At 66.5% G+C, this 22,656-nt stretch carries 20 protein-coding genes; 11 read left to right on the top strand and 9 right to left on the bottom strand.

Translation table 11 applies throughout. The features are described from left to right. Positions 1–165: 165 nt before the first annotated feature. Positions 166–771, bottom strand: coding sequence for an LOG family protein (locus AC07XS_RS02725; protein ID WP_152950680.1), 606 nt, complete (start codon positions 769–771; stop codon positions 166–168). A gap of 108 nt (positions 772–879) precedes the next feature. Here AC07XS_RS02725 and AC07XS_RS02720 point away from each other — a divergent pair, with 108 nt between their 5' ends. Continuing rightward, positions 880–1,635, top strand: coding sequence for a hypothetical protein (locus AC07XS_RS02720; RefSeq protein ID WP_182714818.1), 756 nt, complete (start codon positions 880–882; stop codon positions 1,633–1,635). A gap of 103 nt (positions 1,636–1,738) precedes the next feature. On the opposite strand, the gene panC is transcribed toward AC07XS_RS02720, so the two are convergent. Next, entirely contained in the window at positions 1,739–2,599 is an 861-nt protein-coding gene (gene panC / locus AC07XS_RS02715) for a pantoate--beta-alanine ligase (RefSeq protein ID WP_182714817.1), read from the bottom strand. A gap of 291 nt (positions 2,600–2,890) precedes the next feature. Here panC and AC07XS_RS02710 point away from each other — a divergent pair, with 291 nt between their 5' ends. From AC07XS_RS02710 to AC07XS_RS02700, 3 genes are all read left to right on the top strand, one after another. Then, positions 2,891–3,391, top strand: a complete 501-nt coding sequence (locus AC07XS_RS02710) for an SPOR domain-containing protein (protein ID WP_182714816.1) — start codon at positions 2,891–2,893, stop codon at positions 3,389–3,391. Positions 3,392–3,534: 143 nt separating this feature from the next. After that, positions 3,535–4,371 carry a division plane positioning ATPase MipZ gene (locus AC07XS_RS02705; protein ID WP_054766206.1) on the top strand — a complete coding sequence of 279 codons (837 nt, stop codon included), beginning with the start codon at positions 3,535–3,537 and terminating at the stop codon, positions 4,369–4,371. Positions 4,372–4,387: 16 nt separating this feature from the next. Beyond that, positions 4,388–4,816 carry a J domain-containing protein gene (locus AC07XS_RS02700; RefSeq protein WP_182714815.1) on the top strand — a complete coding sequence of 143 codons (429 nt, stop codon included), beginning with the start codon at positions 4,388–4,390 and terminating at the stop codon, positions 4,814–4,816. A gap of 9 nt (positions 4,817–4,825) precedes the next feature. Here the strand turns inward: AC07XS_RS02700 and AC07XS_RS02695 are convergent, their stop codons facing one another. Together AC07XS_RS02695 and AC07XS_RS02690 are read right to left on the bottom strand one after the other, a co-directional pair. Then, positions 4,826–5,719, bottom strand: a complete 894-nt coding sequence (locus tag AC07XS_RS02695; protein WP_182714814.1) for an SDR family oxidoreductase — start codon at positions 5,717–5,719, stop codon at positions 4,826–4,828. Positions 5,720–5,727: 8 nt separating this feature from the next. Beyond that, entirely contained in the window at positions 5,728–6,978 is a 1,251-nt protein-coding gene (locus AC07XS_RS02690) for an NAD-dependent epimerase/dehydratase family protein (protein ID WP_224764411.1), read from the bottom strand. Between the two features lie 339 nt (positions 6,979–7,317). On the opposite strand from AC07XS_RS02690, the gene AC07XS_RS02685 reads away from it, so the two are divergent. The 3 genes from AC07XS_RS02685 to AC07XS_RS02675 all read left to right on the top strand — a co-directional run bounded on the left by AC07XS_RS02685 (position 7,318) and on the right by AC07XS_RS02675 (position 9,881). Then, positions 7,318–8,253 (top strand): DUF4167 domain-containing protein, encoded by a 936-nt coding sequence (locus tag AC07XS_RS02685; protein WP_182714813.1) that lies wholly within the window; start codon positions 7,318–7,320, stop codon positions 8,251–8,253. A 119-nt stretch (positions 8,254–8,372) separates the two neighbouring features. Continuing rightward, the gene (locus AC07XS_RS02680) at positions 8,373–9,083 is read left to right on the top strand and encodes a DUF4893 domain-containing protein (protein WP_054766203.1); all 711 of its coding nucleotides are present in this window, start codon (positions 8,373–8,375) and stop codon (positions 9,081–9,083) included. Positions 9,084–9,134: 51 nt separating this feature from the next. Beyond that, entirely contained in the window at positions 9,135–9,881 is a 747-nt protein-coding gene (locus AC07XS_RS02675; protein ID WP_321208130.1) for a DUF4893 domain-containing protein, read from the top strand. Positions 9,882–9,912: 31 nt separating this feature from the next. On the opposite strand, the gene AC07XS_RS02670 is transcribed toward AC07XS_RS02675, so the two are convergent. After that, complete coding sequence (locus AC07XS_RS02670; protein ID WP_182714811.1) at positions 9,913–10,398, bottom strand: hypothetical protein; 486 nt, start codon at positions 10,396–10,398, stop codon at positions 9,913–9,915. A gap of 87 nt (positions 10,399–10,485) precedes the next feature. Further along, positions 10,486–12,123: a serine hydrolase gene (locus AC07XS_RS02665; RefSeq protein ID WP_182714810.1), complete on the bottom strand. Its 1,638-nt coding sequence runs from the start codon at positions 12,121–12,123 to the stop codon at positions 10,486–10,488. A 198-nt stretch (positions 12,124–12,321) separates the two neighbouring features. On the opposite strand from AC07XS_RS02665, the gene AC07XS_RS02660 reads away from it, so the two are divergent. Then, entirely contained in the window at positions 12,322–14,580 is a 2,259-nt protein-coding gene (locus AC07XS_RS02660; protein WP_182714809.1) for a TonB-dependent receptor domain-containing protein, read from the top strand. Between the two features lie 149 nt (positions 14,581–14,729). After that, entirely contained in the window at positions 14,730–17,318 is a 2,589-nt protein-coding gene (gene clpB, locus AC07XS_RS02655) for an ATP-dependent chaperone ClpB (RefSeq protein ID WP_182714808.1), read from the top strand. Between the two features lie 13 nt (positions 17,319–17,331). Here the strand turns inward: clpB and AC07XS_RS02650 are convergent, their stop codons facing one another. Continuing rightward, positions 17,332–18,792, bottom strand: coding sequence for an SEFIR domain-containing protein (locus AC07XS_RS02650; RefSeq protein WP_182714807.1), 1,461 nt, complete (start codon positions 18,790–18,792; stop codon positions 17,332–17,334). A 412-nt stretch (positions 18,793–19,204) separates the two neighbouring features. Continuing rightward, positions 19,205–19,816: a TIGR02466 family protein gene (locus AC07XS_RS02645; RefSeq protein WP_182714806.1), complete on the bottom strand. Its 612-nt coding sequence runs from the start codon at positions 19,814–19,816 to the stop codon at positions 19,205–19,207. Between the two features lie 99 nt (positions 19,817–19,915). Here AC07XS_RS02645 and AC07XS_RS02640 point away from each other — a divergent pair, with 99 nt between their 5' ends. Continuing rightward, positions 19,916–21,796: an ATP-binding protein gene (locus AC07XS_RS02640; protein ID WP_182714805.1), complete on the top strand. Its 1,881-nt coding sequence runs from the start codon at positions 19,916–19,918 to the stop codon at positions 21,794–21,796. Between the two features lie 7 nt (positions 21,797–21,803). Here AC07XS_RS02640 and AC07XS_RS02635 read toward each other — a convergent pair whose 3' ends face one another. Continuing rightward, entirely contained in the window at positions 21,804–22,094 is a 291-nt protein-coding gene (locus AC07XS_RS02635) for an antibiotic biosynthesis monooxygenase family protein (protein ID WP_182714804.1), read from the bottom strand. A gap of 103 nt (positions 22,095–22,197) precedes the next feature. Here AC07XS_RS02635 and AC07XS_RS02630 point away from each other — a divergent pair, with 103 nt between their 5' ends. Further along, positions 22,198–22,596, top strand: coding sequence for a DUF1489 domain-containing protein (locus tag AC07XS_RS02630; RefSeq protein WP_182714803.1), 399 nt, complete (start codon positions 22,198–22,200; stop codon positions 22,594–22,596). Positions 22,597–22,656: the final 60 nt, after the last annotated feature.

The raw sequence follows: 22,656 nt of genomic DNA, 5'->3' as shown, positions 1-22,656 counted from the left end.
CGTCTGGGCGACGGCGGGGGCGGCGGCGAAAACGGCGGCGGCGATCAGCAGGACGCGCATGAAAACTCTCCGAAATTGAAGAACGGCGTCGTGCCGTCGGGCGTCAATGTCAGTTTTCGATAAAAACTGTCAAGATGCGCGGCGTCGATTGTGATCGGCGATCACCTATCGGCGATCATAGATACGCGCCCCGTCCATGGGATCCGTCTGAATCTGCTCCAGCGCAGCCTCCACCGTGTCCGCCACCGTCCAGGCGTTCAGGAAATCGGCCGGCGTCATTCCCTCGTCGACGCTGTGACGCATCAGATCGAAAAAGCCGTTCCAGAAGCCGTTTAGGTTCAGGAAGACCACGGGCTTCTGATGGAGATCCAGCCGCTTCCAGGACAGCAGTTCGACCACCTCTTCCAGGGTTCCGATGCCGCCCGGAGCGACCACGAAGGCGTCGGACTGGTCGTACATCAGTTGTTTGCGCTCATGCATGGAAGTCACGACGACCGTCTCGACCTCGTCGAACAGGCGCTCGCGGCTGCGCAGGAAGGCCGGCATGATCCCCAGCACGCGTCCGCCCGCCTCATGGGCTCCGCGCGCCGAGGCGCCCATCAGGCCCACGCCGCCACCGCCATAGACCAGGCGCCATCCCGCCTCGGCCGTCGCCCTGCCAAACTCTCGCGCGGCTTGGACGTAGGTGGGATCGGCCCGATCGGACGAACCGCAGAACAGGCAGACGGAGGGGCCTTCGAAAGGCTGGATCGAAACAGGGGGCAGGGACATGAGGCCTCGAAATGAACGGATGCGCCGTCGGCCATGGCCAAACGGGCGGCGATCGAGCTAACAGACTCTCGGCCGCTGGGCGCCAGCCATATCGTGTCGGAACCAAGGATGAAACGCTGGATCGTCGCCAAGGCGGCCCTATCGACGGCTCTGGTCCTTGTGGCGCCGACCTTGAGCGCCTGTTCGGAAAAGAAGGACGCCGCCGTCGCGTCCGAGCCGGGCGCCCCGGTGGAATCGCCCTGGACGCAGCCGCCGACGGTTGACGCCGCTCGGCGCGAGGGGGGACAGGTGGTGGTTCGAGGCGCGGCGGCGCCCGACGCCCGAGTCGTGCTTCGCGCGGGGGACGGAGCGGCCGTGGCGGTCAGCGCAGACGCCGCCGGCCGGTTCGAACTGCGGGCGCCCTTGACGTCAGGCGACATGCGGCTGAGGCCGGAGGTGCAGATCGGGGAGGACGCCGCGCCCTCGCCCGAGACCTTGGTGCTTCTGCAGGGCGGCGCGGGGCCGATCATCCTGATCGCGGCCGGAGAGCCCACGACCCGGCTGGACGGCCGGGGTCGGTTGGATGCGGTGGATTCCGACGGCGCGGTCCTGATCGTCTCCGGTCGCGCGAACGGACCGCCGCCGGAGGTGACGATCAACGGAAGGCGGGCGCCGGTCCTGAGCCGCACCGGCGGCAGCTGGCGTGCGACGGCCCCCGACGGGGGTGCAGCGTCGATCGTCGTGGACGGCGAACGGTTCGACTATCCCGGCGTCGGTTCTCAGGCGGACTTTCAGTCGCAACGGGCCGGCGACGGATGGCGGCTGACCTGGCCGACCGGACCGAGCGGTCGTCAGACCACATGGCTGCCGGATCGCGGCGGTTAGGACTTCGTTAACCGAAGCGGCGGACAGATGAATCTGTCCCGTTCTGGGACACACCATCACCGAACTTCCATTCAAAGCCCGGCGCCTGCGTCGGGCTCTTTTTTCAGACGGCCAGGTTGTCGATAAGCCGCGTCTTGCCCAGCCAGGCGGCGGCCAGAATGCGCGCGGGGGCGTCGACCACGCCGTCGCGAAAGACTGACAGGTCTTCGGCCCGCCGGACCGCCACATAGTCGATGCGCTCAAAGCCGGCCTTCAGCACGGCGGCATAGGCGTCTCGTTCGACGCCGGGCAGGGGACGCCCCGACGCGGCATCGGCCGCCGCCGCCGCCAGGATGCGGTTGAGCCGGCGGGCCACGGCCAATTCGTCTTGCGACAAATAGGCGTTTCGCGACGACAGGGCCAAGCCGGCCTCGTCCCTCTGGGTCGGAACGGCGACGATGTCGATCGGCAGATCCAGGTCGCGGACGAAGCGCCGGATCACCATCAGCTGCTGATAGTCCTTCTCGCCGAACACGGCCAAGTCCGGCTGAACCTGGTTGAACAGCTTGGTCACCACCAGGGCGACCCCGCCGAACATCTGAGGCCTGAAATCGCCTTCCAGGCCCATCGCCGGACCCGTCACGGCGATGCTGGTGGCGAAGCCTTCGGGGTACATGTCCTCTGGCGCGGGCGCGAACATCAGAGGGCAGCCGACGCCGGACAACAGCCGCGCATCCTCCGCCTGCTGGCGTGGATAGCGGGCCAGATCCTCGGTCGGGGCGAACTGGGTCGGATTGACGAAGTTGGAGACCACCACTCGATCGGCGCGCTGAACGGCTTCGCGCACCAGGGCCAGATGGCCGTCATGCAGGGCGCCCATGGTCGGAACCAGGCCCACCGTCAGGCCTTGTCTCTTCCAGTCGCGTACCGCGGCGCGCAGTTCCGCGACGGAACGAACGACGAGGAGCGAAGCGGGCTGGGTCATGGTGAACCGGTTAACCTTGTGCCTTAAGCGTGTCGATGCACCAGACCTCAAGCCCTGGCGACTAGGGTGGTGCTTATGACGCCAGCAGCAGCGACCCGTCCAGTTCTGATCGCCCTCACCCTCGGGCTTGCCGGGTGCGGGGCCGTCGAGGGCGACCGTCATTCCTTCCAGTCCGCCGCCGATCGGATCGCTGCGATCGAGATTCCGATGGACCCGGACGCCCCCAGGCCCGCAGCTGCGCAAAAAACTCGCGCCGAAACTCAGGGTTTGCGGCCTGCAAAATTCTCGCCCGTGAAAATCGCCCTGATGACGCCCTATGAGATGTGGGACGCCCGCGACGCCATGGCGGGGCGGCTGGGCGCGGACGAAAGGCGGACGGAACCCGAGCCTGACCGGGAGCCCGGTCTAAGGGGTGCGGTGACGCGGATGGTCCAACCGGCCGTCCAGCCCGCCATGCGCGCCGCCGCTCCTGCGCTTGTCGAGGCGGTCGATCGTGCCGACAGGCCGGTTCTGCGCCCCGCCGTCATCCGGTCGGAGCCGCGGCCGACCTCGTCGGCGGAGGGTCGACTGATCCAGCTGGGCGCCTTTTCCAGCGAAGCTGCGGCGCGGGCCGCCTGGGCGCGGCTGAGAACCCAGGCGGATCTGTCCGACTTTTCGCCGCGATTCGAGGACGTCGAGGTCGCCGGTCGTCGTCTGACCCGGCTGCGGGTTGGGCCTATTCCAACCGAGACCGCCAGCGCCCTGTGCGCGGCCGCCCAGGTGGCCGATCCCTGGTGCCGTCGCGCCGGCTGACCGGCGGGCGTCCCTTCCACCAGAGCAAAGTCCACAGATGGCCGTTAACGCCGCGTTGACGTTTGGCCTCTGTGCGCCGAGTCTAAGGCGTCCGAAGGCCGCGCTGCACTGAGTCGCGTCGGCCGCCACAGAGGGTTTCCTCCATGACGCAGCCACACGTGATCGTCCTCGGCAATGAGAAGGGCGGGGCGGGCAAGTCCACCCTGGCGATCCACATCGTCACCGGCCTGCTGCATGCGGGGCGGACGGTGGCGATCATCGATCTGGATCTGCGCCAGCGCTCCATGCAGCGCTTCTTCACCAACCGTCAGGCTTGGCTGGCCGCGAACGGCCAGACGCTGCCCCAGCCGTTCATGCCCGACATGGGCGACGGCAAGGCCTTGGCCAAGGGCGGGACCGATGAGCAGATCGCGGCCTTCGAAAAGGCCTTCGCCGAGGCTGCGGCCGCAGGCGTGGACGCCATATTGATCGACACCCCCGGCGGCGACACGGCGGTGTCCAGCGCCGCCCATGCGCGAGCCGATCAGATCGTGACCCCCATGAACGACAGTTTTGTCGACTTCGACCTGCTGGGCGAGGTGGACCCAGTCTCGCTGGAGCTGCTGAAGCCCTCCATCTATTCCGAAAGCGTCTGGGAGGCCCGCAAGGTCCGGGCGATCACCCAGGGCCGGCAAGCGACCATCGACTGGCTGGTCGTGACGAACCGTCTCGCCGTCGCCGAGGCGCGCAACCGCAAGCGACTGGAAGAGCGGATGAACAAGCTGGCCAAGCGGGTCGGCTTCCGCGTCGGGCCGGGCTTGCGTGATCGGGTCATCTATCGCGAGCTGTTCCCCTTCGGCCTGACGGTTGCGGACCTGTCGAACGAGGTGCGGCCGGTGGCGGTGTCCCTGGCCCACGTCGCGGCCCGCCAGGAGCTGCGCAATCTGATGAAGGCCATGGGTCTGGAACAGGCCCTGGCGCCCCTGGACGTGGCCGCCTGAAAGGTCGGATGACCGCGTGGCTCTGATTGGATTGGCCCTCGCGGCCGTCGCCGTCTGGGCCCTGGTGCGACTGGGACGACAGACGGAACGACGCGGCCGGGCCCATTGGCGGGTGACGGCGACCATGCTTGCGTCTGCGCTTCTGGCCGGAGGGGCTTTGGCGGCCTTCAGGGGCGCTTGGCTGTGGGGCGCAGGCCTCGCGGCGGCGGGCCTCTATCTGGTCTGGTCGTCGCGGATGCGGACGCCCGTACGTTCCGAGCCGATCACCGAGGCCGAGGCGCGCGCAGTGCTCGGCGTCCCTCCGGACGCGGACGAGGCGCAGATTCGCGCGGCTTGGAAACACGCCATGAGCCGCGTCCATCCCGACCAAGGCGGCACGGCCGGGTTAGCGATCCGAGTCAATGCGGCGCGGGACCGCCTCCTGAAGAAGAACAGAGGCGCTTGAGACGCGCGATCAGCCGACCAGGCGAAGCGGCGGCGGCGCGTCCAGCAAGGCTTCCAGGCCTTCCCGCCAACTGGGATAGGCCGGTCGCCAGTCCAGTTCGGCCTTGGCCAGGGCGTTCGAGACCCGCTTGGAATCCAGATAGAAGCGGCGCATCGCCTCGCTGACGCTGTCGTCGGTCCAATCGACTTCCGGCGGACGGGGCAGGCCCATCCGGTCGGCCGCCCATTCCACCACCATATCGGCGGGCGAGGGCTCGTCGTCGGTCAGATTATAGGCGGCGCCGGGCCGGGGGCGGTTCATGGAGGCGAACAGCGCCGACACCACGTCATCGACATGGATGCGGTTGAACACCTGGCCCGGCTTCCGGACCAGTTTCGCCGAGCCGTCCCTCAGCCGATCAATGACGTTGCGGCCGGGGCCGTAAAAGCCGGGCAGACGGAAAATCTGGACTGTCAGCCCCATGCCCTGCGCCCCGTCCAGCCAGTCGCGTTCGGCCCGCACTCGACGGGCGCCCTCCAGGCTGGCGGCGTTCAGCGGCCCGTCCTCGAACACCCAGCCGCCGGCTCGGTCGCCATAGACGCTGGTTGAGGAGACATAGCCGATCCAATCGGGCCAGGCCTGGGACGCGACGGGGGCCAAGGCGCGCAGGCCCGGACAGCCGTGGGCGTCCGGCGCCGCTGTGATCAGCACGGCCGTCGCCGACTCCAGCGCGGTCCTGAGGGCGTCGGCGTCCGCAGGGTCGATGGCCGAAACACCCTCAGCCGCGAGGGACCGTCGGCGTTCAGGATCGCGAGAGGTGGCTGTCGCCTGGCCGCCCCGCTTCAAGGCTTCGCGCGCTGCGGCCCGCCCCAGATAGCCGCCGCCGAAGACCAGCAGGGAGGGGGCGGTGACGGGGCGGTTCATCGGCAGGCTCAGGCGGTCAGAATGTTGGGCGAACCGGGCGAACTCGCGCACGGCCGCGCTTGGCTTTCCAGCGCCTTGGCGCGGCGTTGGTTCCAGGCCGAGACGCAAGGAATGCGGCTCAGATCGGCCCGCTCGGCGTAGCGCCGGGCGATCTCGGTGACGTCCTGCATCAGACCTTCAGCCAAGGTGATCGGCTTCAGCCCCAGTTCCCGGAACTGGTCGTTGGCGACGACCAGATCGTTTTCGTCGGCCTCTTGGCGGGGGTTGGGCACATTGTGGACTTCGGCGCCGGTCATGTCGGCGACCATCCGGGCCAGGTCGCGCACACGCCGACTCTCGGTCATCTGGTTCAGGATCTTGACCCGATCGCCGCGCTTGGGCGGATTGTTCAGCGCCAGTTCGACGCAGCGCACCGTGTCCTGAATATGGATGAAGGCCCGGGTCTGGCCGCCCGATCCGTGCACCGTCAGCGGATAGCCGACCGCCGCCTGCATCAGGAACCGGTTCAGCACCGTGCCGTAGTCGCCGTCGTAGTCGAAGCGATTGATCAGACGTTCGTCCAGCCTGGTCTCGGCCGTTTGGGCGCCCCAGACGATGCCCTGATGCAGGTCTGTGATCCGCAGGCCGTCGTTGCGGGCGTAGAACTGGAACAGCAGGGCGTCCTGAGTCTTGGTCATGTGATAGATGCTGCCGGGGTTCGGCGGGAACAGAATCTCCTGCTCGGCCGGGCCGTTGTCGGTCTCGACCGTCACCTTCAGATAGCCCTCGGGGATGCGCAGGCCCGCGGTGCCGTAGCCATAGACCCCCATGGTGCCCAGGTGGGCTAGATGCACGTCCAGCCCGCTTTCGACGATGGCGGCCAGCAGGTGGTTGGTCGCATTGATGTTGTTGTCGACCGTGTACAGCTTGTGCCGCGCCGACTTCATCGAATAGGGGGCGGCGCGCTGTTCGGCGAAATGGACCACGCTGTCGGGCGTCAGGTCGCGGATCAGGGCCACCAGACGGTCGAACTCCTTGCCTACGGTCATGTTGACGAAGCCGATGTCGCGGCCCGACACCTCTTTCCAGGCCTTGATCCGCTCGCCCATGGTGCGGATCGGCGTCAGCGACTGGACCTCCAGCTCATTGTCGATATTCCGCCGGCTCAGATTGTCGACGATGGTCACGTCCCAGCCCTGGGCCGAGAGATGCAGGGCCGTCGGCCAGCCGCAGAAGCCGTCGCCGCCTAGAACCAGAACCCGCATGGGAGAAAGCCTCATCGTCGCCTTAAAGAGCCTGCCTAGCCCACCCGAGGGCTGTCGGCAAAGCGGAGCCGTGGCCCAAGGTGCGACGCTTTGTCGAAAACCCCTTGGAAAGGGACGGCGCACACGCTAAGTCTCTCTCGTCTCCCACTCAAACGCAGCTTTACGGGTTTTCGCCCGGCTGTTCGCGGCTTGAGCCGGCCATGACGGTCGGTCCCCACAGGGCCGGCGCACCATGCGGGCGACAAGGCATTCCGACAGATCGACAATCGGGGATCGGCCCCGAGCGAAACGGAACCACGAAACGGACGGACCCGGCCCGACGGCTTGGCTCCATCCCTGCACACGGTAGCGCGAATGAGAGATTTCAAGGGCATGAAGCGTCAGCGCGGACGCAATCGGAACAAGGCGGGCGCCAATAACGCCAACAACGCCAATCCGAATCGTTCGTGGGATTCGCAAGGCCCCGAAAACATCAAGGTCCGCGGCAACGCCCAGACCGTTTATGAGCGCTATCAGCAGCTGGCCCGTGACGCGGCGTCCAGCGGCGACCGGGTGCTGGCCGAGAACTACCAACAGCACGCCGAACACTATTACCGGGTTCTGCGCGCGCTTCAGCCCCAACGCTCCTTCTCCGACATCGCCGCGCGCGAACTGTCGAACCAGGGCTTCGACATCGATTTCGAAGACGAATCCGGCGCTCAGGCCGCAGCCTTCATGGCGGCGCAGCAGGCGGCGGATCGCCAGGCTCAGGAAGCGGCGGAGCGCGCGGAGCAGTCCCAAAGCCGCGACCAGAACCGGGATCAAAACCGGGAGCGCGACTACAATCGCGACCGCGACCAGAACCGCGACCGCGACGGCCAGTCGTCGCGTGACGACGGCGAGATGCGCGCTGAGGGCGAAGGCGGCGGTCGCCGCGAAACCCGCCGTGAGCGCTGGGAGCGGCGTCGCGAGGAGCGTCAGCGCCGATTCGACACCCAGGGCGAAGGCCAGTCGGGCGAGGGCCGCCCGATCGAAGCGGTCGCCGATGACGCCGCCGCCGCGGCCCAGACCGAGTCGGCGGCTCCGGTCTCGGATCAGAGCGAAGTCCCTCAGCCGGACGAGCGGCCGGCGCGCCGGTCGCGCCGTCCCACCGTTGCAGCCGAAACGGGCGATGATGAGACTCCGACGGCTCTGCCCGGCTTTCTGACCCGCTCGTCCGCCCCCGCTCCGACGGTCGAGGAGGGCGAGCCCGCCCCGCGCCGCCGCGCGCCCCGCCGCAAGGCCGAGGCTGCGGCCGAGAGCGAAGGCTGATCTCCCGCCAAGCCGTGATCTGCGGCTGCGGTCTTGACGCGGGCCGCCGACCAAGGGCCTAAAAGACCGACTTCGCCGCAAGGTCCGTCCCTCGGACGCCTTTTCACAGGGAAGCGTTGATGCGCCAGATACGTCCGCCTTGTCCTTCGCTTCGACGCCTGGCCCCAGGGGCCGGGCTGAAGGGCGGTCTGGCTCTGGCGGGCCTTCTCGCTCTGGCGGCCTGCGCCTCCACCCCGCCGCCGCCTCCGCCGCCGCCGCCGCCCTCTTCCGGAACGGGCGGGGTTTTGATGGATTGGCGCGGCGTCATCACCTCGACCGATCGGGATCGCTATCAGCGTCGTGACGCCGCCTGGGATCTGGCCCTGCAACAGGCGCGACGCCAGCGCGGTTCGGGCGATTTGAACAGTCTGGGCGATCTGATCGATCCGTCCGCCGCACGCCCCGGCGTGACCCCGCCGACCGGCGACTACCGCTGCCGCACCGTGAAACTGGGCTCCCAGGGCGGCGAGGACGGACTGGGCTATGTGGTTTACGGCTGGTTCGCCTGTCGCATCGAACAGACGCCGCGCGGTCTGAAGTTCACCAAATTGACCGGCTCCCAGAGGCCTTCGGGCCTCCTGTTCCCCGAGAACGACCGGCACATGCTGTTGCTGGGGTCCATGGCCCTGGCCCAGGAACCGGCCGCCAACTCCTATGGCCGTAACAGTGATCGCGATCTGGTCGCCGTTCTGGAACGGATCGGCGAGGCGCGCTGGCGTCTGGTGCTGCCGTGGCCGCAGTATGAATCGAACCTGGACTTGATCGAACTGGTTCCGGCCAAGACCGACTGAACCGCGCGGCGGCTTGGCCGTTCGTCTCCTGAACCGATGGAGACGCCGATCATGCGCCGCACCCCGACATTCTTCGCGCCCTTGCTTCTCGGCTTGGCGGTGTCCGCCTGCGGCGAGAACAGTCCGGGCAGCCGGGCCGAAACCTCGCCGGCCGCCAACACGCCCGCCGAAGGCGTTCCCCCGCGCGTCGCGCCGCCCGCGACAGCCGCTGCCGCTGCCGCACCTTCCGCGGCTCAAGACGGGCTTCAAGGCGGAAGCGACGATTGGCGTCAGGTCGCCTCGGCGGCCGACGCCAGCCTGCTCGGTCGGTTGGACCAGGCCTGGCGTATGGCCCGCGCCGAAGCCGAGGCCGCCGGCTTCGCCTCTGAGGTCGAGGCCCTGGGCCCGTTGGTCGATCCCAACGCCGGCTTGCCCGATCGCCTTCAGCCGCCTCCCGGCGCCTATCGTTGCCGAACGATCAAGCTGGGGCGGCGCGGGGAGGGCGGCGGTCTGGCCTATGTCGACTATCCCTGGTTCGCCTGTTCGGTGGAGACGACCCCAGGCGGGGATCTGGTTCTGACCAAGACGACGGGGTCGCAGCGGACCCAGGGCCTTCTCTATCCCGACACAGATCGTCGCCTCGTCTATATCGGCGCCCAGGCCCTCAGCGACGCCGAGACCGGCTTTCCCGCCTATGGCGATCGCCCGGAACGCGATCAGGTGGGCGTTCTGGAGCGAATCGGCCAGAGCCGCTGGCGGCTTGTCCTCCCTTGGCCGAAGCAGGAAGCCAAGCTGGAGCTGCTGGAAATTAGGACCTGAAGTCCGCAGGCGGGGCTTCAGGTCTCTGGGGTCAACGATTGCCGGTCGAGCGCGAAATAGCGGCCCGCATGCCCTCGGCGTGCAGGGCGCCCGAGGGGGCGATCTTGGTGTTTGGAGTTTCGATCGGTCCTTGATCCGCCGTGCGGTCCTCGGGGCCGGTCCAAGTCGGGTTCTCAGCCTTGCGGCGGACTGCGTCGCGAAGATTGTCGGTCGCCCTCTTGGTCTCTCCGTCGCCCTCGCTCCGACGGGCGTCCATCGCTTCGGCGACGCGCGCGATCGCCTCCGTCAGCAGCGCCTTCTTCTCCCGCGCGCCGGTGTCGGTCCCGGCGGTTTCGCCTCGCGCTTGAGCCGAACGGGCGCGGGTGCGGATTTGGCGCTGCGCCTTGTCTCGGCGCGCGCGCAGCCGACCGATCAATTCCCGCAGTTCTGCCGGCGACCGCTCGTCCAGGGCCTGGCTTTGCCGGACCATGTCCGCTTCTTCGCGGTCTAGCGCGCGGGGCGTTTCTGAATTCGACATGGCTGTCCTCCTTTGGGTTGATGGAAGGACAGCGTTTGCTGGTTCTAGGCGTTCCGCCCTTGCGCGCCTAGGTCACAGGCCGAACGTTCAAATCCGCGTCAGTCTCAAATCCTGGTAATCGTAGGAGAAGTCGATGTCCGGCGAGACGCCCTTCATCGTCGCCGTGGCGGGTTTGGCGGTCTGGATGTCGAAAGTCACAAAGGCGTCTTCCTCCCGCTTGTCCGGGAAGCGGGTGCGGAAGGTCTCGCCGTCATAGGGTTCTAACCAGCCTTGCAGGGCCGGGGTGTGGGTGAAGGTCAGCCACAAGCCCGGCTTGCGGTCGCGCCCCCGCCCTCGGGTCTTGGGCGCGATGACGATGTCGCCATACCAGGGATCCCGCCAAGTTCCGGCATAGGCGTCCAGAGGCATGGAGGGCGGCGCGCCCGCCGCCTGTTTGGCGTCGATCTCGGCGGCGGCCGCGACGGACTTGGCGTTGCCCTCGGCCTCCAGTCGCTTGGAATCGGCGATCCAGTCCTTGTCGATCTTGCCCATGCAGATGTCGGCGATGCCTGAGCGAAGAGCCCGCAGCAGGAAGCTCTCTTCCGCGTTGGAGAAGATGCTGAACCCAACCTTGCGGCCGGGGATCAGAACGGTCGCGGAAATGCCGCCGGGCGATCCGCCGCCGTGGCTGATCAGCCGTTCGCCGCGATAGTCCTGAACCTGCAGGCCCAAGGCGTAGGTCGAGGCGATGGAGCGGTTGGGCAATTCCGCCGTCGGGCCCGGCGAGTTGCCGACGATGATGTTGGGGCGATACATTTCCCTGGCGGACTCTTCGGAGAACAGGCGCGTCCCGTCGGGCAGCCGCCCGTCGTTCAGGCGCACTGCGATCCATTTGGCCCAGTCGGCCGGGGTGGTGCAGATTCCGCCGGCTGCGGCGGCCGAGTCCCAATTCCAGACCTCCACGATCGAATCCGCGATCGGAGTCATGGCGCCCTGATAGCGCAGCGGCGGCCCGACCCGGCCGTGGGGCAGGGCGGACTTGGCCGGGTCAGCCAGGCGCGCCAGGGGCACGGTCTCGCTCATGCCGACGCGGTCCAGAATCCGCGTCTGGATGAAGTCTTCCCAGGTCTGGCCCGAGACGGCCTCGATCACCGCCCCCGCGACCACGAACATCAGATTGCAATAATGGTATCGAGCGCGGAACCCGTCCTCGATCGGCACGAAGGCGGCCTGGGCCAAGACCTCGGCGCGGGTCCGGTCGCTGTTGGGCCAGAACAGCAGATCGCCGGCGCCCAGGCCGAAACCGGCGCGGTGGCTCAAGGTGTCGCGAACCGTGATGTGGTCGGTGATGTAAGGATCGACCAGCCGGAAATCGGGCAGATAGGTCTTGATCGGCGCGTCCCATTTGACCTTGCCCTCATCGACCAGAATGGCGAGGGCGGCGGCGGTGACGTTCTTGGTGTTGGAGGCGATGGCGAACAGGGTGTGTTCATCGGCGACGGCCGGCTTGCCCTGAACCTTCACCCCATAGCCGCGGGTCAGCACGGCGGCGCCGTCCTTGACCACGGCGATTCCCAATGCGGGCTGGTCGGGCCAGGCGGCCATCGCCTTCTTCACATAGGCGTCGACCGCCTCGGCCAGGGCCGTATCGTCGTTGGCGGCGTTCCAGGCCAGAGCCGGGCGGGCCGCGACGCTCAGCGGGAGGGCGCCGGCCAGGGCGCGACGACGGGTCAGGTTCAGGGGCAAGGCGCAGGCTCCAACTCTCGATGCGGCGACACGCTAACGCGCCGCTTCGCGCGCGTCACCCATCGCTTTCGGAGCAAGCATGACGAAGGTGTAATGGACCTGTCCAAGATGTAACTTTGCATTGCAAAGCAGGCTCGATACGCAACGATTATCGATAAGCGTCGGAAGCCGTCCGCCGCACCTTCAGGATCATCGGGGATGACGTCGTCCAAACTCGTTCTGCTGCTCGGCGCGGCCTGGGCCGTGCTGCCCGCCGCCGCCCTGGCCCAAGCGCAAACGCCGCAGCCGTCGCAGACGCCCGCGCCTGCTCAGCAGAGACCGGCCCAGACGCCGGCCGGGCAGGCGCCGGCCGCCTCTGACAAACCGGCGACGGTCGGCGACGTCACGGTGACGGCGCGCGCCGACGACGTCCGCACCTCGATCGATTCCGTCAGCTACAGCCTGGCCAATGATCTGCAGGCGACCACCGGCAGCCTGGCCGACGCCCTGCGCAACGTCCCCTCGGTCGACGTGGACCCGGAAGGCAATGTCTCCCTGCGCGGCGACGCCAATGTCACCATACTGGTCGATGGCCGCCCGTCCGGCATTCTGACCGGCCCCGGCCGCGGTCAGGCGCTGATCCAACTGCCCGCCAGCCAATATGCCCGGATCGAGGTGATGACCAACCCCTCGGCCGCCTACAGCCCCGAGGGGTCGGGCGGAGTCATCAATCTGATTACCAAGCCGACGGCGCCCAAGCCGGGCACGCAATCCACCGGCTCGGTGCGGGCGAATGTCGGCGACAACGGCCGCTGGAACGCCGGCCTCAGCGGATCCTGGCAGAAGGACCGGCTGACCCTGTCGGGCGACGTCAGTTACCGCTCCGATCCGACGGAGCTGAGCTTCAGCCGGACACGCGAGCAACTGGACCCGACGACCGGCGCCGTGGTCGCGACCACCACCGTCGATCAGCCGATCGAGTCCGAGCAGAACGGCGCCTTCGGCCGCTTCACCGCCGAATACAAGCTGGACGACAAGACCCAGATCACCGGCGAGCTGCGCGGCGTGGCCTTCGACGGCACAGGCTCGGCCTCCAGCCTGTTCGAAACACGCAACGCGGGAGGGGCGGTGACGAACGCCTATCGGCGCGAGGGATCGTCGGACTTTGACTTCGCCAACTGGGGCGCCACGGCCCGGGTGCTGCGCCGCTTCGACGGCGACGGCCATGAATGGTCCAACGAACTGCGCTACGATTCCAACAGCAATGAAAACACCAGCCAGGCCCTGACCACCTTCCTGACGCCGGCGGCGGCGGCCCTGTACGAGCGCACTCGGACTGAGGTCGATCAGGTCACCTGGGGCTTCACCAGCGCCTATACCCGCCCGATGTCGGACGGCGGCAAGCTGCGCCTGGGCTATGAGCTGAACCTTCAGCGGCCCGAGCAGGACGCCGGCTTCCTGCGTGGCCCGTCCGAGGCCGCCCTGACGCCCGTCCCAGCCCTGAACAACCGGTTCGAGGCCGAGCAGACGGTGCACGCCCTCTACACCACCTACGAACGTCCTCTGGGCGAGAAGCTGTCGGCTCAGCTGGGCCTGCGCCTGGAGCAGGCGGACATCGAGATCAAGGACCTGACCGGCGGCGCCTCGGCGTCCCAGGACTATTTCCGCGCCTATCCGACGGCCCATCTGCAATATCAGCTGTCGGCCGAACAGACCCTGCGCGCCAGCTATTCGCGCCGCATCCAGCGGCCCCAGCCCAGCCAGCTAAACCCCTTCGTCGCCTATCAGGACCCGTTGAACGTCCGGTCCGGCAATCCGGACCTGGAGCCGCAGGAGACCGACAGCTTCGAAGCCATGTGGCAGATGCGCAAGGGCCAGAGCTTCTATCAGGCGACGGCCTATCTGCGGAACACCGACAAGGCCTTTACCGACGTGGCGACCGACATCGGCGGCGGCGTCTTCCTGACCCGGCCCGAAAACCTGGGCTCGCGCCAGGACGTGGGGGTCGAGGCGACGGCGAATGGGCGGCTGCTGTCGACCCTGCGCTACAGCGCCGGGGTCAATGTCTTCCGTCAGGAGATCGACTCGGGCGCCGTGGTCGGCGGCGGAGACCGCGAGGCGACCCTGGCCAGCGGACGTCTGAGCCTGAACTGGCAGCCGACGGCCAAGGACTTCGTCCAACTGTCCAGCTTCTGGCAGGGCGACAGCCTCTTGGCCCAGGGGCGGCGCGAGGCCGGCGGCATGGTCAATCTCGGCTATCGCCGCAAGCTGAACGAGCAGCTGTCGTTCAACTTCACCGCGCGCGACCTGTTCAACACCTTCAACACCACGACGATCTATGAGACGCCGCAGTTCCGCGAACGCTCGGAGCAGGACATCAAGCTGCGGGCCTTCTACGTCGGCCTGACCTGGAACTTCGGCGGGCCGCGCCGCCAGCCGGAACAGTTCGACTTCTCGACCGGCCCGACCGGCGGCTGAGACATGACGGCGAAGCGCGGGCGGGGTGAAATCTCCCGCCCGCCACCCCTTGTGTGCCCGACGGGTCACACCATCTGGATTTCACAGACCCGTGTCGTCGCTTCCTGAAAGGGCGGCGCGGGCGAAATCCGCCTGATGAGGGGACACCTATGAATCTCGATCTCTATTCCGACCGCGCCAAACAGGCCGTCCAGTCGGCCCAGTCGCTGGCCCTGGCCCGCCGTCACCAGCAGTTCGCGCCCGAACACCTGCTCAAGGTCCTGCTTGAGGAGCGCGACGGTCTGGCCAGAAACCTGATCACCGCCGCCGGCGGCGACGCCCGCCGCGCCGATGCCGATGTCGAAACCGCGCTGAAGAAGCGCGCCCAGGTCACCGGCGGCTCGGGCCAGCTCTATCTGGACGGCGACACCGCCCGCGTCTTCGCCGCCGCCGAAGAGTCCTCAAAATCCGCCGGCGACGCCTTCGTCACTACCGAACGCCTGCTGGCGGCCCTGGCCAAGGAGGGCGGAACCGCCGCCCAAGTGCTGAAATCTGCCGGCGTGACCGCCGACAAGCTGGACGCCGCCATCGCCGAGGTGCGCAAGGGCAAGACCGCCGACAGCGCCGCCGCCGAGGACGGCTACGACGCCCTGAAACGCTATGCCCGCGACCTGACCCTGGCCGCCCGCGACGGCAAGATCGACCCGGTCATCGGCCGCGACGAAGAGATCCGCCGCACCATCCAGGTCCTGGCCCGCCGCACCAAGAACAACCCCGTCCTGATCGGCGAGCCCGGCGTGGGCAAGACCGCCATCGTCGAGGGCCTGGCCCTGCGCATCGTCAACGGCGACGTGCCCGAATCCTTGCGCGACAAGACCGTGATGGCGCTGGACATGGGCTCCCTGATCGCCGGCGCCAAATACCGCGGCGAGTTCGAGGAGCGGCTGAAGGCCGTGCTTTCCGAGGTTTCGGCGGCCGAGGGCGGCATCGTCCTGTTCATCGACGAGATGCACACCCTGGTCGGCGCCGGCAAGGGCGACGGCGCCATGGACGCCTCCAACCTGCTGAAACCCGCCCTGGCGCGCGGCGAACTGCACTGCGTCGGCGCCACCACCCTGGATGAATACAGGAAGCACGTCGAAAAGGACGCCGCCCTGGCCCGCCGCTTCCAGCCGGTCTTCGTCTCCGAACCGACGGTGGAGGACACGGTGTCGATCCTCCGTGGGCTGAAGGAGAAGTACGAGGTCCACCACGGGGTCCGCATTTCCGACAGCGCCATCGTCGCCGCCGCCACCCTGTCGAACCGCTACATCACCGACCGCTTCCTGCCGGACAAGGCCATCGACCTGATCGACGAGGCCGCCAGCCGCGTGCGCATGGCCGTGGACTCCAAGCCCGAGGCCCTGGACGAGATCGACCGCCGCCTGGTCCAGCTGAAGATCGAGCGCGAGGCCCTGAAGAAGGAGACCGACCAGGCCTCTCAACACCGGCTGGAGAAGCTGGAGGACGAAATCGCCGATCTGGAAGGCCAGTCCGACGACCTGACCGCCCAGTGGAAGGCCGAGAAGGAAAAGGTCGGCCAGGGCGCCCAGCTGCGCGAAACCCTGGACCGTCTGCGTCTGGAACTGACCAACGCCCAGCGCGCCGGCGACCTGGGTCGCGCGTCCGAGATCGCCTATGGCCAGATCCCCCAGATCGAGAAACAGCTGGGCGAGGCCGAGGCGAACGAGGCCGACAAAAAGGGCCCCCTGACGCCCGAGGTGGTCGACGCCGAACAGATCGCCGCCGTCGTCAGCCGCTGGACCGGCGTGCCGGTCGACAAGATGCTGGAGGGCGAGCGCGAAAAACTGCTGAAGATGGAGGAGGCCCTGTCCGCCCGCGTGGTGGGCCAGGACGAGGCGCTCGCCGCCGTCTCCGACGCGGTGCGCCGCGCCCGCGCCGGCCTGAACGACCCCAACCGGCCCCTGGGCAGTTTCCTGTTCCTGGGCCCGACCGGCGTGGGCAAGACCGAACTGACCAAGGCCCTGGCCGACTTCCTGTTCGACGACGAGGCGGCCATTACCCGGCTGGACATGTCGGAATATATGGAGAAGCACAGCGTCAGCCGCCTGATCGGGGCCCCTCCCGGCTATGTCGGCTATGACGAGGGCGGCGCCCTGACCGAGGCCGTGCGTCGCCGCCCCTATCAGGTCGTCCTGTTCGACGAGGTCGAAAAGGCCCACCCCGACGTCTTCAACGTGCTGCTTCAGGTGCTGGACGACGGCCGCCTGACCGACGGGCAGGGGCGGACCATCGACTTCCGCAACACCCTGATCATCATGACCTCCAACCTGGGCAGCCAGTATCTGGCCGATCAGGGCGAGGGCGAGGATGTGGAGGCCGTCCGCCCCTTCGTCATGGACGCCGTCCGCGCCCACTTCCGGCCCGAGTTCCTGAACCGGATCGACGAGATCATCCTGTTCCACCGCCTGGGCCGCGACCAGATGGGCGGGATCGTGCGGATCCAGCTGTCACGGTTCGAAAAGCTGCTGGCCGACCGCCGCATGACGCTCGACCTGGACGACGCCGCCCTGGCCTGGCTGGCCGACCGCGGCTACGACCCGGCCTATGGGGCGCGGCCGCTGAAACGGGTGATCCAGAAGGAGCTGGTGGACCCGATTGCGCGCAAGCTGCTGGCCGGCGAGATCGAAGACGGCGGGGTGATTGCCGTCACCGCCGGCGAGGGCGGGTTGGAGATCGGGAAGGCGCGGGTGCATTGATGCAGCTAAAAGTTCAAGGTTGAGTTCCGATGGCCTCTGAATTTGCCAGTCTTTTTAAATCTAGGCGGCTATAATTATACCTTGGAACAAGGTACTTATTTTCTTCGACGGTTGATATTTTTTGTCGTAGATCATCAGGACTATTCACAGAAAGTATATCTTTTATTTTGTTGAAATATGCAAGCGATTCGGATCGCGCATAAATTTCAAATGGATGGTATTGTCTTGCGGCGTATACTAGACTTTGTGGCCACCAAATATCGTAACCGCCTTGGTCAAGAATGGCGGAGCGAATGTATAGTGTGAATTCTGATTGCATGAATACTGTAAAAGATGGTGAGTGAGATGCGTATCGTTCCCGCAAAATGTCGGCATGCAGGCTAGTGCGATTTAATTTTAGCCGCTTTTCTCTTTCCTCGAGTGAGGAAATTGAATGTCCATAGCCTGTATATGAATGAGCGACGGGCCCGCTGTCAGTATCTCCACGGTACAGGTATCGGTAAGTTAGCATTTCCTTGGCGAGATCAAACCGTTCTTCGTTAAGAAGAATTCCGAATGAGCCAACGAACGTCTCATGCGCCAAGAAACGAAAGTTGTCGAACTGATTTGATTGCCAGCTATTCACATCTTCTGGCCGAAAGCAAAACTGATTTACGTTCTCGAGAAGGCGTAGGTACCAAGTAAATGGTGCCGGCGCATGGCTGTATCGTGCAAACGCCGTGAGTGCCGCATAAAGTTGATCAACGACCAAGCGTAATTCTGTAATTGACGATGCAACAAGATCGTCGAAGGGCTCGTCAGCGACAGGGACCAGTCTGAAGGTCTCTAGATTGGCTGCGAACTGTTCAGAAAATTCTCTCAGCGACCCTATTGCTGAACCAGATCCCGTTCGAAGAGCTTCTTCAGCCCGTTTTAGAGCCGACGACCCAGGGAGAGCTGGCTTTGCCTGACCGGTCAGGTAGCCTGGCTTCTTTCCAACAGGCGGCTTCACGTAAAGGGGTTTGTCAAAAATCCATCTTAACAGCTCGTCGTAGCTTCGCTCGTAGATGGTGTCCGCTGAGAAGTCGAAGTAGATTCGTCCTTTGTAAAAAGTTGGTACGTAGGCTTTGTTTTCTGAGTCATTCTCTGTGGTTAGAGCAGCAAATTTGTTCTGAAAGCCTTTCCCGTAAATTTCCGGAGATATTATCTGGCTTTCAGTTCCAACCCCTCCTGATCTCCCATCAGCTTTCTCGCTATAGATGCGGTCGCAGATCAGCAAAACCTTTGTTACGGTTGGGTCGGTTACCATCTGCTCCATGAACTGATTGGAATCGTGCCCGGGTTTCAAATCCCACTTGTCGAGTATCGCATCGACCCCGTCCTCTCGTAGGCGCTGGGCTAGAGCCAAAACCCAAGTTTCATGACTTGGTGAGCTCCACGAATAGGAGATGAAAGCGCGGGGGTAAGGCTTATCTGCCAATTCTGTGTCTTGCATAGGCTGAGATTGAAGTTACTTCCCCTCACGCGCAAGCCCACCCCAATCCATCACCCTCCGTCACGCCGCTTCGCGTCGCGCTGCGTCCCCATTTCATGGGGAGGAGACAGGCAAGGGCCGTCGCACCGTCTCCTCCCCGCCTGCGGGGAGGGGGACCGCCGCGCCGCTTGCGCGGGGGTGGAGGGGCTCTGGACGCCGCACGATGCGGATCGCCCCCACGCTCGGCATAGGCGAAAGACCCTCTCACGCTTGCGGGGGAGACCATCCCCGGCGTCCGCGTAGCGGACCAGGGTCGGAGGGGGAAGTGTCGCCAAAAAGGAAGACTTCCCCCATCGTCAGCCGTCTCGCTGCGCTCGACGAGCTGACACTTCCCCCGCAGGCGGGGGAAGGTCCGTGTCGCCCACGGGGCGCCTCAGGCGTAGTTGAAGCTGATCGAAATCCGGTCGGACTTGGCCTGGTTGGTCGGCACCTCGTGGCGCAGCCAGCTTTCCCACATCAGCACCGTCCCGGCCTGGGGCCGCAGATAGACGAAGGGGCGTTCGGCCTCAGGGGCGTCGTCGGTGACGCCGGGGCGGGCCATCATGAAGGGCAGGCGGGGGTCTTCCAGCTTCAGCGCGGAGGCGCCGTCGGGCACGTCGATATAGACGGTGCCGGACAGATAGGCGTGGGGGTGGATATGGCTGGTGTGGCCGCCGCCGGGCTTCAATATATTGACCCACAGATTGTCCAGACGCGGCTTCCGGGCCAGATCGAAATTCAGCGCCTGGGCATAGGCCAGGGCGTGGCGGTCCAGGTGGCGCTTCAGCTCGGCGAACTCGGGGAAGCGCTGGGGCAGGTCGTTCAGAGAGGCGTAGGAGGTGTAGCCGCGATAGGCGTTGTCGCGGCACCAGCGGCGGCCGGCGGCGTCTTCTTCGGCCATCATCCGGACCACCTCGATCAGCTGGGCGTTGAAGGCGGGCCAGCCGCGTCCCTCGGCGAGGGAGGCTTCATAGACCTGGGTGACGAAGAGGGGGCGCAGGGACATGGGGCCGGGATAGCCGGTCTGGCGCGGGGCGCAAGGCCTCGCCGTCGCAGCCGGGGAGAACCGCTGGGCAGGGGCGCACGATCCGGCTAAGACCGGGGCATGTTCAAGTCCGTCCTTGTCGCCAATCGCGGCGAAATCGCCTGTCGCGTCTTCCGCACCGCCCAGCGGATGGGGATTCGCACCATCGCCGTCTATTCCGAGGCCGACGCCCAGGCCCTGCATGTGCGGGCGGCGGACGAGGCGGTGCTGATCGGGCCGGCGCCGGCGCGCGAGAGCTATCTGGACGGGGCCAAGGTGCTGGCGGCGGCCAAGGCGACGGGGGCCGAGGCCATCCACCCCGGCTATGGCTTCCTGAGCGAAAACGCCGACTTCGCCGAGGCGGTGGCGGCGGCGGGGCTGATCTGGATCGGGCCGGACCCGGCCTCGATCCGGGCCATGGGGCTGAAGGACGCGGCCAAGGAACTGATGATCCAGGCCGGGGTGCCGGTGACGCCCGGCTATCAGGGCGCGGACCAGTCGCAAGAGACCCTGACGGCCGAGGCGGCGCGGATCGGCTATCCGGTGCTGATCAAGGCGGTCGCGGGCGGCGGCGGCAAGGGGATGAAACGGGTCGATGATCCGGCCGATTTCGCCGCCGGCCTGGCCAGCGCCCGGCGCGAGGCGGCGGCCGCCTTCGGCGACGACCGGGTGCTGATCGAACGCTACATCACCCGCCCGCGCCATATCGAGGTGCAGGTGTTCGGAGACCGGCACGGCGAGGTCGTGCATCTGTACGAGCGGGACTGCTCCCTGCAACGCCGCCACCAGAAGGTGATCGAAGAGGCGCCGGCGCCGGGCATGAGCGAGGCCGTGCGCGCCGCTGTAACGGACGCGGCGATCAAGGCGGCCAAGGCGGTCAACTATGTCGGGGCCGGGACGATCGAATTCATCGCCGACGCCTCGGACGGGCTGAAGGCGGACGGCGTCTGGTTCATGGAGATGAACACCCGGCTTCAGGTCGAGCACCCGGTGACCGAGAGCGTGACCGGCGTCGACCTGGTCGAATGGCAGTTCCGGGTGGCGGCGGGCGAGCCCCTGCCGCTGAAGCAGGATCAGATCCGCCTGAACGGCTGGGCCATGGAGGCGCGCCTCTATGCCGAAGATCCGGCGACCGGCTTCCTGCCGTCGATTGGGCGGCTGGACCATTTCGTCATGCCGGACGGGATTCGGGTCGATACGGGCGTGGAGCAGGGCGGCGAAGTCAGCCAGTTCTACGACCCGATGATCGCCAAGCTGATCGTCCATGAGGACACCCGCGAGGCGGCTGCGGCGCGCCTGGCCGAGGCGGCGGGCGAGGTCGAGGTCTGGCCGGTCAAGACCAATGCGGGCTTCCTGAAACGCTGCCTGGACCATTCTCGCTTTGTGGCGGGGGATGTGGATACCGGGTTCATCGCGGCGGAGGAGGGGGCGTTGTCCCACCCGATGGTCTCCAAAGCTGTCATCAATGACGCCAGCGATTTGCTGTGGAGATCCAGATCTGTGAACCCGGCCGATACCTGGGACACTGAGTATGGCGCGGTCGGCTTTCGCCTCAATGCGTTGCCGGTGACGGAGCACGCTTTCTTCATCAACGGGACGGCGCATCAGGGAGGCTATCTGTGTGGCCAGCCTTTAGTCCGTTACGGCCCCGAAATTGATGGCGGCTTCGTCGTCTTCTATCAGGGTGACGCCTATGAGGTGTCGCGTCGCGCGCCGCGAACCGGGTCGGCAGGCGCCGTTTCCGACGGCTCCCTTCGCGCCCCCATGCCCGGCAAGGTCGTCGCCGCCCCGGTCAAGGCGGGCGACGCCGTGACCAAGGGCCAGCCGCTCGTGGTGCTGGAGGCGATGAAGATGGAGCACGCCCTGACCGCGCCGTTCGACGGGGTGGTCGAAAGCGTCGCCGCCGTCGGCGATCAGGTCGTCGAGGCGGCGGTGCTGGCGGTGGTCAAGGCGACGGACTGACTGCGGTTCAAAGCCCGATCCCGCCCAGGGGGCGGGTCAGGATGGGGTCTTCCATCTTGGCCATCAGGCCGTAGATGGCCCGCCAGGCCCCGCTTTCGCGCAGGTCCCGGCTCCAGGACTGGTGTGTGGGCTGATCGACCCAGACCTCCGTCACCCACAGGGTTTCCGCGTCGGCCAGGTCGTGGGCGACGACGTAGGAATGGCATCCGTGTTTCTTCACCGCCGGGTCCGTCAGCAGAAGCGCCAACTCGTCGCGGCGGCCGGGATACGCCGTCAGGCGTGTGATCAATCCGTACATGAGCGTTCCGTTGCGCCGTGAATAATCAGGCGCCAGACGAAGCCTAAAGCTTGAGCGTAAAGAGAAACTGGCCAAGACCTCTAGGGGAGATTACGTGGTCGCCATGCCGCTTCACATCATCAAGCTGGGCGTCGGGGTTTCCGACGTCGAATGGCTGGAACGCCGCGCCGCCAAGGGCGGTCCTCTGGTGGTCCACACCCGGATGACGCCCAAACGCGCTGCGGAGATCGAGGACGGCGGGTCGCTGTACTGGGTGGTGAAGGGCGTGGTCGTCTGTCGCCAGCCGGTTCTGGACATCGCGACCCTGGGCGAGGGCAAGCAGAGCCGGTGCGAGATCAAGCTGGAGCCTCGGGTGATCCGCACGGCGCCCCTGGCGCGGCGGCCCTTCCAGGGCTGGCGCTATTTCGAGCCCAAGGACGTCCCGCCTGATCTGGATACGTTGGACGCCGGCGAGGCGCCGGAGGAGTTGGTCCGTCAACTGCGTGAACTGGGCGCCTGGTAGCCAAGACCCCGGAGGTTTTGGGAGTTGACCCCGACGATCCCGCATGGCCTGTGCCGCCTC

The organism is Brevundimonas sp. GW456-12-10-14-LB3 (genome assembly GCF_059424365.1).
Note: the sequence above shows the minus strand (reverse complement) of the source record. Positions and strands in the feature narration are given on the sequence as shown.